This window comes from Specibacter sp. BI4, from assembly GCF_056680095.1.
The window spans coordinates 2,104,023-2,120,205 of sequence record NZ_CM155265.1 but is presented as its reverse complement, the minus strand read 5'-3'; the positions used below and the strand labels follow the sequence as shown (position 1 = coordinate 2,120,205).

Genomic DNA, 16,183 nt, shown 5'->3' with positions numbered 1-16,183 from the left:
GTGTAGCTTCGTTCTTGACCACACGGGAGCCCCGAAGCAGGGGCTGAGACATGGGCTGAAGCTGCCCTGGACCGTTGAACCTGTCCGGGTAATGCCGGCGAAGGAAGTGAGTTTCACCCATGAGTGTCACTGAACAAAGCCTTGCCCACACGCTTTCCCACCTCAAGGACGAACAGCACGGGCTAAGCGTTCCCGTAACCTCCATTTCACTGGATGAATCCGGTCCCGGCCGCCCCAATCCACCCTTTCAGGTGTACCGCACCGCGGGGCCGGGCAGCGACCCTGTCCGCGGACTGCCACTCTTGCGGGATCCCTGGATCACGGCTCGGGAGGACACCGAGAATTACCAGGGGCGCAGGCGTGAACTGCTCGACGACGGCCGCTCAGCCCAGCGGCGCGGCGCAGCGTCCGCGGAATGGCAAGGCACGCAACGCACTCCCCTGCGATCCCTGGCCGGGCGCACGGTGACCCAGATGCACTACGCAAGGGCCGGCGTCGTCACTGCCGAAATGAGGTTCGTGGCGCTGCGTGAAGATTGCCCGGTCGAACTCGTTCGCAGCGAGTTGGCGGCGGGCCGGGCCATCATCCCCAGCAACATCAACCACCCCGAATCCGAACCCATGATCATTGGCAAGGCGTTCTTGGTGAAGATCAATGCGAACATCGGCAATTCGGCCGTTACGAGCTCCATCGCCGAAGAGGTGGACAAGATGCAGTGGGCCACGCTGTGGGGTGCGGACACCGTCATGGACCTTTCAACCGGCAACGACATTCACACGACGCGTGAATGGATCATCCGCAATTCCCCGGTCCCCATTGGCACCGTGCCCATCTATCAGGCATTGGAAAAGGTCAACGGTGAAGCCCACAACCTCACGTGGGACATTTTCCGCGACACCGTCATAGAACAGTGCGAACAAGGCGTGGACTACATGACCATCCACGCCGGCGTGCTGCTGCGCTACGTCCCGCTCACGGCCAACCGCGTCACGGGAATCGTCTCCCGCGGCGGCTCAATCATGGCCGGCTGGTGCCTCGCCCACCACCAGGAGAATTTCCTGTACACGCATTTTGATGAGCTGTGCGAAATCTTTGCCCGGTATGACGTTGCATTTTCCTTGGGCGACGGCCTGCGTCCAGGCTCCACGGCCGATGCCAACGACGCTGCCCAGTTTGCCGAGCTGGACACCCTGGCCGAACTGACCAGGCGGGCCTGGAGCTACGATGTTCAGGTCATGGTGGAGGGGCCGGGCCACATCCCGTTCCATCTGGTGCGCGAGAACGTTGAGCGACAACAAGAGCTGTGCGACGGGGCGCCGTTCTACACCTTGGGGCCGCTGGTCACAGACATTGCCCCGGGGTACGACCACATCACGTCCGCAATCGGCGCCACCGAAATCGCCCGGTACGGTACGGCCATGCTGTGCTACGTCACGCCCAAAGAACATCTGGGCCTGCCAAACAAAGATGATGTCAAGACGGGCGTCATCACCTATAAGATCGCCGCCCACGCGGCCGACATGGCCAAGGGGCATCCCGGCGCCCGGGACCGTGATGACGCATTGTCCAAGGCACGGTTTGAATTCCGCTGGCGTGACCAATTCTCACTGTCCCTTGATCCAGCCACAGCCGAGGCCTTCCACGACGAGACGCTCCCGGCAGAAACAGCCAAGACCGCGCATTTTTGTTCCATGTGCGGTCCGAAATTTTGCTCCATGAAGATCAGCCAAGACATCAGGGACACCTTTGGAACGGCGGCGCAACAAGAGGAGATTGCCGGCGGTATGGCGACCAAGAGTGCGGAATTCCTGGCCGCCGGAGCCAAGGTGTACCTGCCCGAATTGGCGGTCCTCCGCAAATAAGTGCGCCGGGTTAGGCGCCGGCAGCGTCCCCTTGGGCATCGATGAATTCAGCGATCAGCTCCGCACCCTCGGGGCTGTCGTGGGGGCGGTGGCCGCCGGGGGACATCCTGTGCACGGCCCCGGTTGTAGTGAGGTAATCGGCGATCTCCTCATACAGGGGCTCCCAGCCACCTGTCAGCACCAGCGTCGGAACCCCGGGAACAATGTGCAGTGGAGCCTCCCACTGAGGCGCCTGCAGGTGGATGCGTGCCGCGATTCTGGCCGAAGACTCGGCCGGGCGCGGCCGCACCACACCTGCGGCGCCCGGGTTGTATCCGGTCCGGCCTGGCCCGGTCATGGAAGCCGTCACCCGTCGGAACTCCGCCGAGAAGGCCGCGTCCGTCAGCTCCGCACTGCGGGCAAACAGCGGCTCAACGTTTTCGCGGTAAGCCCTGGTTGCTGGAAGTTCGGCCGTGAGCGACAGCAGCGCCGGTTCCACCAGAACCAGTGACTTCACCAAGTCGGGACGCTCCACGGCAGCCATCATGGCAGCGATGGCGCCTTGGGCATGTGCAACGACGTATCCGCCCGAGTCCAGGGCCTCAATAATAATGCGGGCGTCGGCGGCAAAGTTGCTGGGCTTGGGAGGTTCGACGGCGTCGAAACCTGTCCGCTTGAGAAAGAGACAATCGTATTTCCCGGCCAGGCGGTGTTGGGCCGGCCAGGCTGCAACGCCATAGCCGTCCATGCCGTGTACAAACACAATCCGGGTTTTACTCATTCAAGCAGGTTACCGGACGCCCCTGACAAGAGTCGCATGGATGGTGCGGGGTTCCCCGGCCGCCCGCGGGTGATGGATGACGGGGTCGTTGCGGACATTCGCCACCGTTTCAGACACTGTTCACAGCCCCGGGGGTCGTTGTGGTGATTCGATCCCGGCCGGCCGGGATCGAATCACCACAACGACCCCCGCGGCACCAAGAACCCGATTCGGGGCGCACATTCGAGGCAATAATTACGCAATTTGCTCAGATGCACAGGCAGGCGAAGGCGAAGGCGGGCGAAGCTGGCGTCGGGCGCGGGCGAAGGCGGCGGCAGACGCCGCGAAGCCCCCGTAAACAGCGAAAGGCCCTGTCCGCCGTCGCAATTTGACGAAGAACAGGGCCTTCCGGACACTCAAAGGAACTAAGGGCTACTTGCCCAGGAACTTGTCGAAACCCTTGGGCAGGTTCAGGTTCGCCGGGTCGAAGTCCTCGGCGCCGGCACCGAATGATGCACCGGTGGGCAGGGACTTGGGCGCGTTGGCCTTTTCCTGTGCGGCCTTCAATTCGGCGGCAGCCTTGGCCGGGTTGCCGGAACGTGCCTTCTTCTTGGGGCTCTGCTTGCCCTTGCGGGCACTGTTGAAACCGCCGGGGCCGGCAACACCTGGCATGCCGGGAATGCCGCCGCCCTGCGCCATCTTCTTCATCATCTTCTGGGCCTGGCCAAAACGCTCCAGCAGGCCGTTGACCTCGGAAACGTGGACACCGGAACCCTTGGCGATGCGGGCGCGGCGGGAGCCGTTCATGATCTTCGGTGCGACGCGCTCGTGAGGTGTCATGGAGCGGACGATCGCCTCGACGCGGTCAATCTCGCGCTCGTCGAAGTTTTCCAGCTGCTGGCGCATGTTGGCGGCGCCGGGCATCATCATGAGCATTTTCTTCATGGAGCCCATTTTGCGGATCTGCTGCATCTGGGCGAGGAAGTCGTCCAGGGTGAAGTCTTCCTGGTCGGCGAACTTCTGCGCCATCCGCTCGGCTTCGCCCTTGTCCCAGTTCTTCTCGGCCTGCTCGATGAGCGTGAGGACGTCGCCCATGTCCAGGATGCGGCTGGCCATGCGGTCCGGGTGGAACAGCTCAAAGTCGTCCAGGGACTCGCCGGTGGAGGCGAACATGACGGGCTTGCCGGTGATGGAAGCGACGGAGAGCGCCGCACCGCCGCGGGCGTCGCCGTCGAGCTTGGTCAGCACGACGCCGGTGAAGTTGACGCCTTCGTTGAACGCCTGGGCCGTGTTGACGGCGTCCTGGCCGATCATGGCGTCAATGACGAAGAGGACCTCGTCGGGGTTGATGGCGGCGCGGATGTCCGCGGCCTGCTTCATCAGTTCTGCGTCGATGCCCAGGCGGCCGGCGGTGTCAACAATGACGACGTCGTACAGCTTGGACTTGGCCTCGGCCAAACCGGCCATGGCAACGGCTACGGGATCGCCGGTGGCTGATTCAAATTCGCTGGACACGCCCGGGTGCGGGGCGAACACCGGAACGCCTGCGCGCTCACCGTTGACCTGCAGCTGCTTGACGGCGTTGGGGCGCTGGAGGTCGGCGGCAACCAGCAACGGGCTGTGCCCCTGGCCCTTGAGCCACTTGGAGAGTTTTCCGGCAAGGGTCGTCTTGCCCGCACCCTGGAGACCGGCCAGCATGATGACGGTCGGCGGGTTCTTGGCCAGGTTGATGCGGCGGGTCTCCCCACCAAGAATGGCAACGAGTTCCTCGTTGACGATCTTGACGATCTGCTGCGCCGGATTCAGGGCCTCGTTGACCTCGGAACCGAGCGCACGTTCGCGCACTTTGGCGGTGAATTCACGCACCACCGGCACGGCAACGTCGGCATCCAAAAGGGCGCGACGGATCTCGCGGACTGTGGCATCGACGTCGGCCTCGCTCAGCCGGCCCTTGCCACGCAGGTTCTTGAAGGTTGTTGTCAACCGATCAGACAGTGAGTTGAACACGCGCCGCGTACTTCTTTCGTCAGGGATTAACCAACGCCCGCGCGACCGGGCCCGAAGACCTGGCCGCGCATGCAGGCGCGGCAATTTACGTTAGTCAGGATGAGACCGGCGGAACGGGGCGCTTGGCCCCCTCCCACTCCCTTTCCTGAGGGACTCAACTATCAAGGGTACCAACTGCCGGGGCCCTTCGCTGCACACGGCGCCCAACTTTGTCGATTGCCCCACGGGAGAAAGCCCGGAGCCGAAACATGCCGGGGGCCGGGCCCGGGGAGGAGAAAAAACTCCCGGATGGTGGCATGCTGAAGACGTGACCAAAACCACTGCAGCCACCATCCCGTCCTCCGCCACCCCGACTGCCGCCACTCGGACAGCCTCGAAAGCCAAGCACGACGCCGGGACACCGGCTGAGGTGGACGGCTCCGGCGCGCGGATCAAGACTCTCGTCATTTTGGGCGCCTCGGGCGACCTCACCGGCAGGCTGTTGCTGCCGGGCGTGGCCCGGCTGATTTCCTCGGGCCGGGCTCCGGGGCTGGCGTTGGTTGGCGCCGGCAGCGACGACTGGTCGCCCAAACAGTGGCAGGAGCGGCTCGATGACAGCTTCTCCGACGCACTCTCCCCCGGCGGCGTTTCCACACCCGCTGGGATCAAGGACCTCAAGCGTGTCCAGGGCAAAAGCAGCTACCACCAGCTTGATGTCACCGCCAAGGGCGAACTGGGCGCACTCCTCAAGGAGGTCGAGGGGCCCGTGGCGCTGTACTTTGCGCTGCCGCCGGCGGTGAGCCAGAAGGCGTGCGAGATGCTGGCAAAGAAGGATCTGCCGCCGGGCACCCGCCTGGTCATGGAAAAGCCGTTTGGTTCAAGCACCGAGTCGGCCGAGGTTCTCAACGCCACCCTGGCGAAGCTGGTTCCCGAAGACCACATTCACAGGATTGACCACTTCCTGGGCAAGTCAACCGTCCTGAACATCATGGGGCTGCGCTTTGCCAACCGGCTCCTGGAGCATTCCTGGAACGGTGCGCATGTTGAAAAGGTGGAGATCATTTTTGACGAGCCACTGACGCTGGAGAACAGGGCCAGGTACTACGACCACGCCGGCGCCGGCCGCGACATGATCCAAAGCCACCTGCTGCAAATCATGGCCATCATCGCCATGGAACCGCCCGCAACCCTGGGTGAAAACGATGTCAGGTCCAACCTGGCCGCGGTGCTGCGGGCGAGCACTGTCGGCCCCGACGGTGCAGGCGACCTCGCCACCCACACCCGCAGGGCCCGCTACACCAAGGGCACCGTCGGGGACCGCAAGGTGCCCAACTACGTCGACGAAGAAGGCGTGGATCCGGCCAACAACACCGAAACCCTCGCCGAGGTTGAGGTGTACGTGAACAACTGGCGCTGGGCCGGGGTTCCGTTCATCCTGCGCTCGGGAAAGGCGCTGGGACGCTCACGCAAGGAAGCCGTGGTGACCTTCAAGCCGGTGCCCCACCTGCCGGTTGGCTTCAAGGGCACTGACAGCCCCACCCGCCTGCACATTGGCTTTGGCCCGGAAACCCTGACCCTTGACCTGGATGTCAACGGCCCCGGTGACATGTTCACCCTTGACCGCGTCCACCTCGAGGCGGCCCTGGCCAGCGACCCGCTGCTGCCCTACGGTGAAGTGCTCGACGGCGTCCTCAGCGCCGATCCGCTGCTGTCGGTGCGCGGCGACACGGCCGAGGAGTGCTGGCGCATTGTTGAACCCGCCTTTGCCGCTTGGAAGTCCGGCGACGTTCCCATGGAGGAATACGCGGCCGGCACCAACGGCCCGGCCGACTGGACCACGAGCAACGACTGACTCCGTACAACGCCGACGACGGCGGCACCCGGGTTAGCTGTCCTGCCAACCCGGGTGCCTCCCCCACACCCTCCCTAACCTCGCAAGCCCGGCCAGGGAACCCAGGGTGCGTGGGCCCAGTCGTTTTCATGGTGATGATCTAGATGGCTGCGACGCCCCGCTCGCCCGTCCTGACGCGGACGGCCTCATACACCTCGACAAGCCACACCTTGCCGTCCCCGGCATTGCCGGTGTTGGAGCTGGCAACGATGATGTCCATCAGGTCGTAGGCCTGCTCATCCGTGGCGAGGACCTCAATGCGGATTTTCGCGTGCAGGTCAACCGTGTATTCAGCGCCGCGGTAGATTTCGGTGTGGCCGCGCTGGCGCCCGTAGCCGTGGGCGCCGCTGACGGTCAGTCCCTGGACGCCGTAGCTTTCAAGGGCGCCGCGGACGTCGTCGAGCTGTTCGGGCCGGATGATTGCCGTGATGAGTTTCATGCGTCAACCTTTGTTTCGCTCGTGTGGGATTCGGTGGCGGTCTGGTGGAGTTTCTCCAGCAGGGGGTGGAAACTGCCGGAGTTGCGGCCGCCAAGATCGTAGGCTGACTCTGCATGGACCGAAACGTCGATGCCTGCCGCCTCGTGTTCGTTGGAGATGCGGAAGCCGATAGTTTTGTTGATGATCCAGCCGATCACAAAGGCGATGATGAAGGAGTAGAGCATGACGGCGAAGGCGCCGATGCATTGCTTGCCGAGCAGCTCAAGCCCGCCGCCGTAGAACAGCCCCTGGCCGGCTGCCGGCGAGTTGGGATCTGCGGCGAGGCCGATGAACAAGGTTCCAACGATGCCGCCGACAAGGTGAACGCCGACGACGTCGAGCGAGTCATCGATGCCCAAGCGGTACTTCAGGCCAACCGCCAAGGCGCAGACCGCCCCGGCCAGCAGCCCAAGCACCATTGACCACATGGGGGTCAGCGTCGAGCAGGCGGGGGTGATGGCAACAAGGCCGGCAACGGCACCCGAGGCGGCGCCAAGCGAGGTGGCGTGACCGTCGCGAAGCTTTTCAACCAAGAGCCAACCCAAGATTGCAGCAGCCGGTGCGGCAAGCGTGTTAATCCAAGCGTAAGCTGCAAGACCGTTGGCACCCAGAGCGGAACCGGCATTGAATCCGAACCAGCCGAACCACAGCAGGCCAGCGCCGAGCATAACGAAGGGAAGGTTGTGCGGGCGGTGACTCGGATCCTTGCCGAAGCCCTTCCGCTTGCCCAAGATCAGGGCCAGCGCCAGTGCAGCTGCGCCGGCATTGATGTGAACGGCGGTACCACCGGCAAAGTCGATGACGCCCAAACCCTGGCCGATCCAACCGCCTGTGGGGTTGCCGTCAGCGTCTTCGGTAAAGGAGAAGACCCAGTGAGCTACCGGGAAGTAGACAACGGTGACCCAGATGGCCGCGAAAAGCAACCAGGCACCGAACTTGGCCCTGTCTGCGATTGCACCAGTAATAAGTGCGACGGTAATGATGGCAAACACGGCCTGGAAGCCTACGAAGGCGATCTCAGGGATGGTGCCTACCAGCGGCATGCTGTCTGAAGTGTCAAGGACACCCTGGAGACCCAATTTCTCGAACGGATTCCCCAACAATCCCCCGCCGACGTCAGTGCCGAATGCTGCCGAGTAGCCAAACAGGACCCAGAGTACGCCGACCACGGCGATGGCACCGAAGCTCATCATCATCATGTTCAGCACGCCCTTTGCCCGGGTCATGCCACCGTAAAAAAATGCTAATCCTGGGGTCATCAACAGCACCAAAGATGCGGATGCTAAGACCCAAGCTGTATCGCCAGTATTCATTGGGCTGGCCTTTCGTTGCAAGAGATGCTGCGCGCCGCTTCTTCGGGGCTGTGCAATGTGGACTCTTACAATGTTGGGACCTGCGTGTTTCGTGGTGGCGCGGAAAATATTTCCACGGCGTTACATTTGCCGCCACCTGGTTAAGTTGGCGAGACGGGCATGTTTCCGGAATGTTTCCCGGCCGGACAGGCAGCCCGAATTTACGCGGTGCCCGATTGCAGGCAGCTCAGGCCACGTGTGCCTTGGTGACGACCACGGCGACCTGCACCCTGTTGGAGGCTCCCAGCTTGTTCATGACATTGGAGACCAGCAGTTTCACCGTTGCTTCGCTCATGTGCATCGAGGCGGCCAGTTCACCGTTGGTCATGCCCTCGGCGACCCCCTGGGCGACAACGCGTTCCCGGGTGTTGAGGCTGTCGTAGCGGATGCGGTGGTTGGGATTGAAGGTGCTACTGCGGGCCATGATGGCCTCACGCGCGTTGTCGCTCAACAGGAGCGCCCCGCCACGGTGGATCATGCGCAGGGCGACAGGGAGATCCTCTGCCAACAGTCCGTGATTCAAAATGGCGCTGACACCCTCAAAAACGAGCGACTCGGCCATTTCATAGGGCACATCCCCCATGACGACAATGGTGGGGGAATCGACCCTGTGGCTCAAGGCCCTGCACGCATGGGCCAGTGATTCTGCCCGTATGCCCGCATCCACCAGGACCAGGTCAACGGGTGCATCCTCCATCACCGCCAACAATTCAGCGGAGTCGGCAGCGCTTTTCACCATGTCGATAAAATCCGCACGGTGCAGCAGCTGGGCCAGGCCCAGGCCGGTGACATAGTCGCACCCCAGCACGGCCATCCGCAACGTAGCGGTTTTTTCTGCAAGACCAAGATTCATCGTGTTACGCCCCCAAAAAAAGAAATTTCCTTTGTTGATGTCAAAGAAAATGTCACAGAACCAGTCCCCACTGGCTCCTGAAATAGCAAATTCCTAGGTGGTTGCCGCTTGCGCGCCAGGTCAAACAAACCAACGTTGTTAACCCTGCAATTCACCCAGATTTGCCTTTACCATCATAGCTCACAATATTTGACCAATTGGCTAAGTGTCTTAGCCGTCCCACTAAATGACGGCGGCCGAATGGTTACCGATCAGTAGCTTTAGCTGGCCCGGGCAGCCTTAAATAATTCCGGCAAAGAAGCCTGAATTTTTCGCAGACTACTTTGCCGGAATTGCCTTGAAAGTCGGGGCGGGCAGAACTATGAAACCTTGTCCAATGCAGGTGCGGTCCCGGGACCCGCCGGGTCCAACGCGTCAGCTCCGGTTCCGGCGGCAGGTGGGCGGTCCGCCGTCGTACTTGTCTTGGACGGGAACGGCAGGCGGCCCCAAACAGAGCGGCCGGTGCGGCCCAGCCAGCCAACAATCAACACCCAGGTTGCCCCGGACACCAGCACGGCGTCGGCCGAGGCCATGATGCCGGAGAAGAACGGCAGGCCCATGAGCACGGCGATGCCAAGATGCATGGCGAGGATGCCGAGAAGGGCGAGGCGGCGCGTTATTTTGTTGAACAGCATGAAGGTGAAGGCGATCTGGACCAGGACGCTGAAGTAGGTCACCAGCACCACGGCCCAGGTGAAGTGGGTGGCCAGGTCCGAGATCCAGGGGAATACGCCGTATGCCTCGGACTGCAACGGGTAGTACATGGCCGTGCCGTTTTGCCACAGCGTGCCCTGGACCTTGTACAGGCCGGCTTCGAGGTAGACAAGGCACAACTGCCCAATGACCAGGCACAGGGCCAGGTTGTGCAGAACGGTGGCGGCTTCGTGCTCCTGGAGGTTTTTCCGGGCACGACGGCGGGAATCCAGCGACCAGCGACGGGAGACGTCGGCGAACACCAGATAGATGAGCATGATGCGGATGAAGTAGTTGCCGCCGTCGGCGATCGGCGTGTTCTGGGCGACGATGCCGGCGTAAAAGACAAACAGCAGTGGCGTAATGATGCGCGTGCGCCAGCCCAACAGGAACGCGATGCTCAACAGAATTGCTGCGACATACCAAAGCCAGAACGGGCCGGTGCCGGCGTCGCGCAGGAGGTTCAGCGGCCATTGGTAGCCGAGAATTTCACGGTAGCCGTCCCAGTAGGCCGAACCGGGGCCCCAGATACGGGTGGCAATTGGAATGTTGAGGACGAGCCAGCCGAGGATGAACGTGCCGGAGGCGATGCGCATCACGGCCAGGCCGTAGTCGGCGTGGCGATTGCTGGTGAACCAGTCAAGGATTCCGTTGAGGAACTTCACCGGAACATCCCTGTGCCTGTGTACCCACCCTCGAATGGACTGTGCTTCGTTTCCGGCTGCAGTGACTGAAGTGGTTCCGGTGGTGTTGCGCGTCATTTCCAGGCCGCCATCGAGTCGTCGTCGAACTTCATTGCATCGCGCCAGCCAATTTTTACGTAGGTGGACGTTGGCTTCGCGTCTTTGTCGTCTCTCTGGTCGAATGGAACCAGAGCATCGCGGCGCATCCGCACCTCAACCAAGGTGACTTTTTCACCCCACAGCTCGTGGGCTTTGAGTGAAGCAAACCCGACAGCGACGTCTTCGAGACGCTGGTAGTTCTTGAGCGTGATTAGTTCGTCCGTCGAGTACTTCTTGGGGGCTGCCGCGGAGTTCAGATCCACGCCGAAAACCGGCTGCCCCGCAATGTGGTTTGCTTCGGCCATTTTGGATTGGTCGGACGAGAGCTTGGCAGACTCAGACCAAAACCTGCTGTGGACCACCTGGGACTGGCTGGACTCCCGGTTGGCAAAGATGTTCAGCCGAGTCGATTCCATTTCTTGTTCGGTAATGTTTTCCCACGCGGTAAATTTGGCACCGGCCGCGGAACCCTTGGCACAGACGTCGTGGGAACTCACACAGGCACGCATAAGGAAATATTCGTCCTGGGAATAGGGGCCCGGAGCGAAGAGGCTCCAGCCCTGGTCCAACGGGCCCAGGAAATATTTATTAAGTTCAGGCTGCAGTGAAGCCTTTAACGGAGTTTGAGGGCCGGTGAATGCCAACGTGGCGGCCAGGTGGCCGCCTGCCATGATTCCGCCAACTATCAAGACGATTGTTGAGAGTCGTCCGATGCGCCTGATCTTCACGAAATGCCTTCTGTGGGTGCCGTGTCATGACCCTGACGGTCCTTGACTGAAAAGGAAGGTGGGGCCGGGGGCATGATTCATGCTCCCGGCCCCACCCATGTTACTGGTTAGGAGTTCTTACGCTTACGAGTAAACGCAATCATTCCCGCTCCCAGAAGCAGCACTAGTGCGCCGCCTGCCAGCAGCAGGGTCGTGGACGCGCCGGTCCTTGCCAACCCGCCGTTCCCCTGAGACTTGCCGTTTGCAGCCGTGTTGGCTGCCGTGTTCACGTTGGCGTTAGCCGCCGTGTTGATTGCAGTGTTCACAGCCGTGTTCACGTTGGTATTAGCCGCCGTGTTGACGTCCGTGTTGGCAGCCGTGTTATTAGCCGCGTTCACGTCAGTGTTAGCCGCCGTGTTGGTTGCAGTGTTCACAGCCGTGTTCACGTCGGTATTAGCCGCCGTGTTGACGTCCGTGTTCGCAGCCGTGTTATTGGCCGCGTTCACATCAGTGTTAGCCGCCGTGTTCACGTCGGTATTAGCCGCCGTGTTCACGTCGGTGTTAGCCGCCGTGTTGACGCTCGTGTTCGCAGCCGTGTTGTTAGCCGCGTTCACATCAGTGTTAGCCGCCGTGTTGACGCCCGTGTTCGCAGCAGTGTTGTTGGCCGCGTTCACATCAGTGTTCGCAGCCGTGTTGTTAGCCGCGTTCACATCAGTGTTCGCAGCCGTGTTGTTAGCCGCGTTCACATCAGTGTTCGCAGCCGTGTTCGCGGCTTCGTTCGTGGCCGTATTTGCAGCCGTGTTGTTGGCCGTGTTGTTGGCTGTGTTGTCGTCTACGGCCACCACAGTAAACGTCGCCATGTCCCAACGTTCGGTGCTGTTGTCAGCGACAAGAAGTTCGTAGTCACCGAGGTCCAGATCTGTGGAGTCAATGCGAAGGGAGAATTTCCCGTCCGTGTTGATCGGCAGGTCACCGGCCAAGAGGGTTTCACCAACAACGGCAAATGTATTGATGGTTGCCGCAGGCTGGACAGCCGGGCTGATGTAGACGTTGGCCGTACCTTCAGCTGTAAAGCCTGCACCGGTCAGCAATGTTGTGCTGCCCTTTTCAACTGTCTTCGGCGTAACATCCACCTTGACAGGCTGGAGTTCCGGGTTGGCAGCGTTGACGACCAAGTAGTGCCAGGTCGACACAGCTGACGCGTTGTCGACAACTGTTACGCGATGAGGACCAACAGCCAGGGAATCGGTATTGATGGTGTAGCTGATTTCACCGGTAGCGGAGATCACCAGATCAGAAGTCAGCGTGGTTTCCACGCCTGTTTCATCATCCCGAATCTTGACAGTGGCTGTTTCATCAGCAGTGTAGCCCTCGCCCAAGACGAGTGATTCCTGTCCGACAGTGACGACGTTCGGCACCAGTTCGAAGTCCGGATCACCCGCATTTTCGCCCGGGTTCTCATTATCGGTAACAGCCAGGTCTGCTTCACCATTCTGAGTGGAGTTGGAAGCCTCCACCGTGTAATCACCAGCAGGAGTCTCAACACCCACCGGAAGATCAACGGTGAGCAAACCATCATCACCAGGAGTCATCGTCACAGGATCACCAATGGGATTACCGTCACCGTCAACGAGCTGAACAGTAACTTCCTCATTCGGAGTCCAGTTCTCACCAGTCACCGTCGTCGAAGTACCAGCCTCAACAGTGGTCGGAGCAACCACAACAGTCACATCAGGAACAACCACCGGAGCCGTAACAGCCAAAGCGGCTTCACCATTCTGAGTGGAGTTGGAAGCCTCCACCGTGTAATCACCAGCAGGAGTCTCAACACCCACCGGAAGATCAACGGTGAGCAAACCATCATCACCAGGAGTCATCGTCACAGGATCACCAATGGGATTACCGTCACCGTCAACGAGCTGAACAGTAACTTCCTCATTCGGAGTCCAGTTCTCACCAGTCACCGTCGTCGAAGTACCAGCCTCAACAGTGGTCGGAGCAACCACAACAGTCACATCAGGAACAACCACCGGAGCAGTCACAGCCAAAGCGGCTTCACCATTCTGAGTGGAGTTGGAAGCCTCCACCGTGTAATCACCAGCAGGAGTCTCAACACCCACCGGAAGATCAACGGTGAGCAAACCATCATCACCAGGAGTCATCGTCACAGGATCACCAATGGGATTACCGTCACCGTCAACGAGCTGAACAGTAACTTCCTCATTCGGAGTCCAGTTCTCACCAGTCACCGTCGTCGAAGTACCAGCCTCAACAGTGGTCGGAGCAACCACAACAGTCACATCAGGAACAACCACCGGAGCCGTAACAGCCAAAGCGGCTTCACCATTCTGAGTGGAGTTGGAAGCCTCCACCGTGTAATCACCAGCAGGAGTCTCAACACCCACCGGAAGATCAACGGTGAGCAAACCATCATCACCAGGAGTCATCGTCACAGGATCACCAATGGGATTACCGTCACCGTCAACGAGCTGAACAGTAACTTCCTCATTCGGAGTCCAGTTCTCACCAGTCACCGTCGTCGAAGTACCAGCCTCAACAGTGGTCGGAGCAACCACAACAGTCACATCAGGAACAACCACCGGAGCAGTCACAACCAACGGAGCCGAAGCAGTCTGAGTCGAGTTAGAAGCCTCCACCGTGTAATTACCAGCAGCAGTACCAACACCAACCGGCAACGGAACACTAATCGTTCCATCAACACCAGCAGTCACCGTCACCGGTGTACCAACGTCAACGCCACCAGAATCAATCAACTGAACCGAAACAAGCTCACCGGCAGTCCAATTCTCACCGGATACCTGCGTCGCGTTACCAGCCTCAACTGTGCCAGGAGTAACAACAACAGTCGCAGCTGCAGCCGGAGCCGCAGTCACAACCAACGGAGCCGAAGCAGTCTGGCCGCTCACATTTGAGCCGGACACCTGGTATGTAGTGCCAGCGGGCGTGCCGCTCGGCACCGGCAAGGTTGCCGTGATGGCTCCAAGGGCGTCAGGGGTGACGACAACCGGCGTGCCAACATCAGCGCCGAGACCATCCTTGAGCTGGATAGTCACAGTTTCGCCCGTGAGCCAGCCAGTACCGGAAACCGCAGTTGTCTCGCCGGCTTCTACGGTTGCGGGATCAACTGCAATGGTGGCAGTTAGCAACGCGTCCAAAGCCCGAACCGATGAAGTAGCCAGATCGATGGCTACTACATTTGCACCAGGAAGAACGTCCAAGGACAAGGCGCTAACACTGAATGATCCGGCTCCCAGCTCGCCCGGAGTTGGTTGAGCGTTAACCGTGATCTGAACAACGTTGGCGAGTACGTCATTGATTGCTGGGGACAACGTAGTAAGAATCGGCGCAACCGCAGGCGTGATGCTTCCGAGCACGCTGTCGATTACATCCTCCTGCAGAACTTCCCCGACCAAAGGCAAAACCGTGGCGCCCAAGGGCGTGACAATCTCATTCAACAGTTGGCCAGCGGGAATCGGTACGCATGGCCCCGTAATCGGCACGCAGACTGACACAATTAGATCAGTACTGACTGTGGGAGCTGTAGCCCCTTCCAAACCGAGGAAGCCACCCACGCTTCCTACCAGTGTCAATGTGTCGCCACTGACCTCAACCAAAGTCAAAGCTGATGCAGCAAGCTGAACTTCCACCGTCAGCTGTGTTGCATTAAGCGCATCCGTTAGCGCTACGTTGAGCTGGTTGACCAGTGAGTTTTCCGCCAGGTTGCCTTGGGCGTCGTTCGGGCCAACGATCTCTGTCAGCCCTTCAGTGATCTTCGCAAGTGTGGCGTCATTGATCAATTCAGTATTTGCGCCAAGACCATTGAGGCCACCATCCGGGCCAGCAACAGCCTGCGCAAGGTCAATCTTCACTGTGCCATCAGCGAGGTTCAACGATACGATGCCGGACGTGTCCGTCAGCGTGCTCTGCAAAAGACCCGACTTAATGCCTGCAAGTGCCTGGTCAAGGCCGGTGACTGTAACTGTAGAACTCCCCAGGCCGACGTTCAAAAGCAACGGTATGTTGATATCCGGGACAAGGTCGAGCGCCGTTGTTAACGGACCGGTCTCACCCAGTGCTGTTTCGAGGGTGCCTCCGACGCCGTCAAGGAGGGTACCCAATGCGGCGGAGACTCCAGTGACCGTGTCACTGTGGAGCACAACTTGTGTGCCAGCAACTTTATAGTCACTGTCAACAAGTCCACCTGTCTTTTCTGCCTTGGACGCCAGCGCGCCGATTTCAAGAGCCAGTTGGTCGACAATGCCCGCAGTGGCAGGAGTGAGCGCCAACTGATCCAAAAGGTCAGTTAGATTTACGCGCGCCCCGTCGGTAGTTCCGCCGTTACCTGACGTATCTACCGCAATTGCGCCGTCTTCTGTGATTACACCGGCGGCTGCTGTTGCAGTCGTCGCATTGGGAGCGTGTGCGTAGCTGTGAAGCAGTCCGGCCTGTCCCAATTCCAACAAACCATTAGGCGCGCCTGCATCCTTAATCAGCGGCAGTGGGAGACTGCCGAGATTGAGACCCAGCGCACCAAGAAGTTCTAGATCGATGGGATTATGGTTCTCGTCGATGTCACTGGGGCTGCTGCCATGGCTTGAGGCGGCTTCGAGTAGCTGAGCTCTTAACAACTCAATGTTGATGACCTGACCCAAGGCCTCTGAATGATCGTCAGGGGTGATGGGCGCTGCGCTCGCTCCGCCCATGGACATTAACACCATGCTGGCCGCGACACCGCCCGCCAACCATTTTGAGCCCGTGCGGAGAGATCGGGCACCCCGAC

At 60.4% G+C, this 16,183-nt stretch carries 10 protein-coding genes and 1 riboswitch; of the genes, 2 read left to right on the top strand and 8 right to left on the bottom strand.

Annotated elements, in window-relative coordinates:
• Positions 1–12 precede the first annotated feature (12 nt).
• Positions 13–123: riboswitch (TPP riboswitch) on the top strand.
• A complete protein-coding gene (thiC, locus tag AC1L6K_RS09685) occupies positions 120–1,862 on the top strand; it encodes a phosphomethylpyrimidine synthase ThiC (protein WP_480952475.1) in 1,743 nt (580 codons plus the stop codon). It overlaps the preceding riboswitch by 4 nt.
• Positions 1,863–1,872: 10 nt before the next feature.
• On the opposite strand, the gene AC1L6K_RS09680 is transcribed toward thiC, so the two are convergent.
• Both AC1L6K_RS09680 and ffh read right to left on the bottom strand, forming a co-directional pair.
• Complete coding sequence (locus tag AC1L6K_RS09680) at positions 1,873–2,622, bottom strand: alpha/beta fold hydrolase (RefSeq protein WP_480952474.1); 750 nt, start codon at positions 2,620–2,622, stop codon at positions 1,873–1,875.
• Between the two features lie 411 nt (positions 2,623–3,033).
• The gene (gene ffh, locus AC1L6K_RS09675; protein ID WP_480952473.1) at positions 3,034–4,608 is read right to left on the bottom strand and encodes a signal recognition particle protein; all 1,575 of its coding nucleotides are present in this window, start codon (positions 4,606–4,608) and stop codon (positions 3,034–3,036) included.
• Between the two features lie 409 nt (positions 4,609–5,017).
• Between ffh and AC1L6K_RS09670 the strand changes: the two genes are divergently transcribed.
• On the top strand, positions 5,018–6,439 hold the full coding sequence (locus tag AC1L6K_RS09670) for a glucose-6-phosphate dehydrogenase (RefSeq protein WP_480952730.1): 1,422 nt from the start codon (positions 5,018–5,020) through the stop codon (positions 6,437–6,439).
• Between the two features lie 139 nt (positions 6,440–6,578).
• On the opposite strand, the gene AC1L6K_RS09665 is transcribed toward AC1L6K_RS09670, so the two are convergent.
• The 6 genes from AC1L6K_RS09665 to AC1L6K_RS09640 all read right to left on the bottom strand — a co-directional run bounded on the left by AC1L6K_RS09665 (position 6,579) and on the right by AC1L6K_RS09640 (position 16,112).
• The gene (locus AC1L6K_RS09665; protein WP_444531654.1) at positions 6,579–6,917 is read right to left on the bottom strand and encodes a P-II family nitrogen regulator; all 339 of its coding nucleotides are present in this window, start codon (positions 6,915–6,917) and stop codon (positions 6,579–6,581) included.
• Positions 6,914–8,269 carry an ammonium transporter gene (locus AC1L6K_RS09660; RefSeq protein ID WP_480952472.1) on the bottom strand — a complete coding sequence of 452 codons (1,356 nt, stop codon included), beginning with the start codon at positions 8,267–8,269 and terminating at the stop codon, positions 6,914–6,916. The genes AC1L6K_RS09665 and AC1L6K_RS09660 overlap by 4 nt, the downstream gene beginning before the upstream one ends.
• Before the next feature lie 226 nt (positions 8,270–8,495).
• Positions 8,496–9,161 carry a response regulator transcription factor gene (locus tag AC1L6K_RS09655; RefSeq protein WP_480952471.1) on the bottom strand — a complete coding sequence of 222 codons (666 nt, stop codon included), beginning with the start codon at positions 9,159–9,161 and terminating at the stop codon, positions 8,496–8,498.
• A 359-nt stretch (positions 9,162–9,520) separates the two neighbouring features.
• Complete coding sequence (locus tag AC1L6K_RS09650) at positions 9,521–10,654, bottom strand: HTTM domain-containing protein (protein ID WP_480952470.1); 1,134 nt, start codon at positions 10,652–10,654, stop codon at positions 9,521–9,523.
• Positions 10,651–11,403 carry a DUF5819 family protein gene (locus AC1L6K_RS09645; protein WP_480952469.1) on the bottom strand — a complete coding sequence of 251 codons (753 nt, stop codon included), beginning with the start codon at positions 11,401–11,403 and terminating at the stop codon, positions 10,651–10,653. Before AC1L6K_RS09645 ends, AC1L6K_RS09650 begins: the two co-directional genes overlap by 4 nt.
• Positions 11,404–11,510: 107 nt before the next feature.
• Complete coding sequence (locus AC1L6K_RS09640) at positions 11,511–16,112, bottom strand: choice-of-anchor G family protein (RefSeq protein ID WP_480952468.1); 4,602 nt, start codon at positions 16,110–16,112, stop codon at positions 11,511–11,513.
• Positions 16,113–16,183 lie beyond the last annotated feature (71 nt).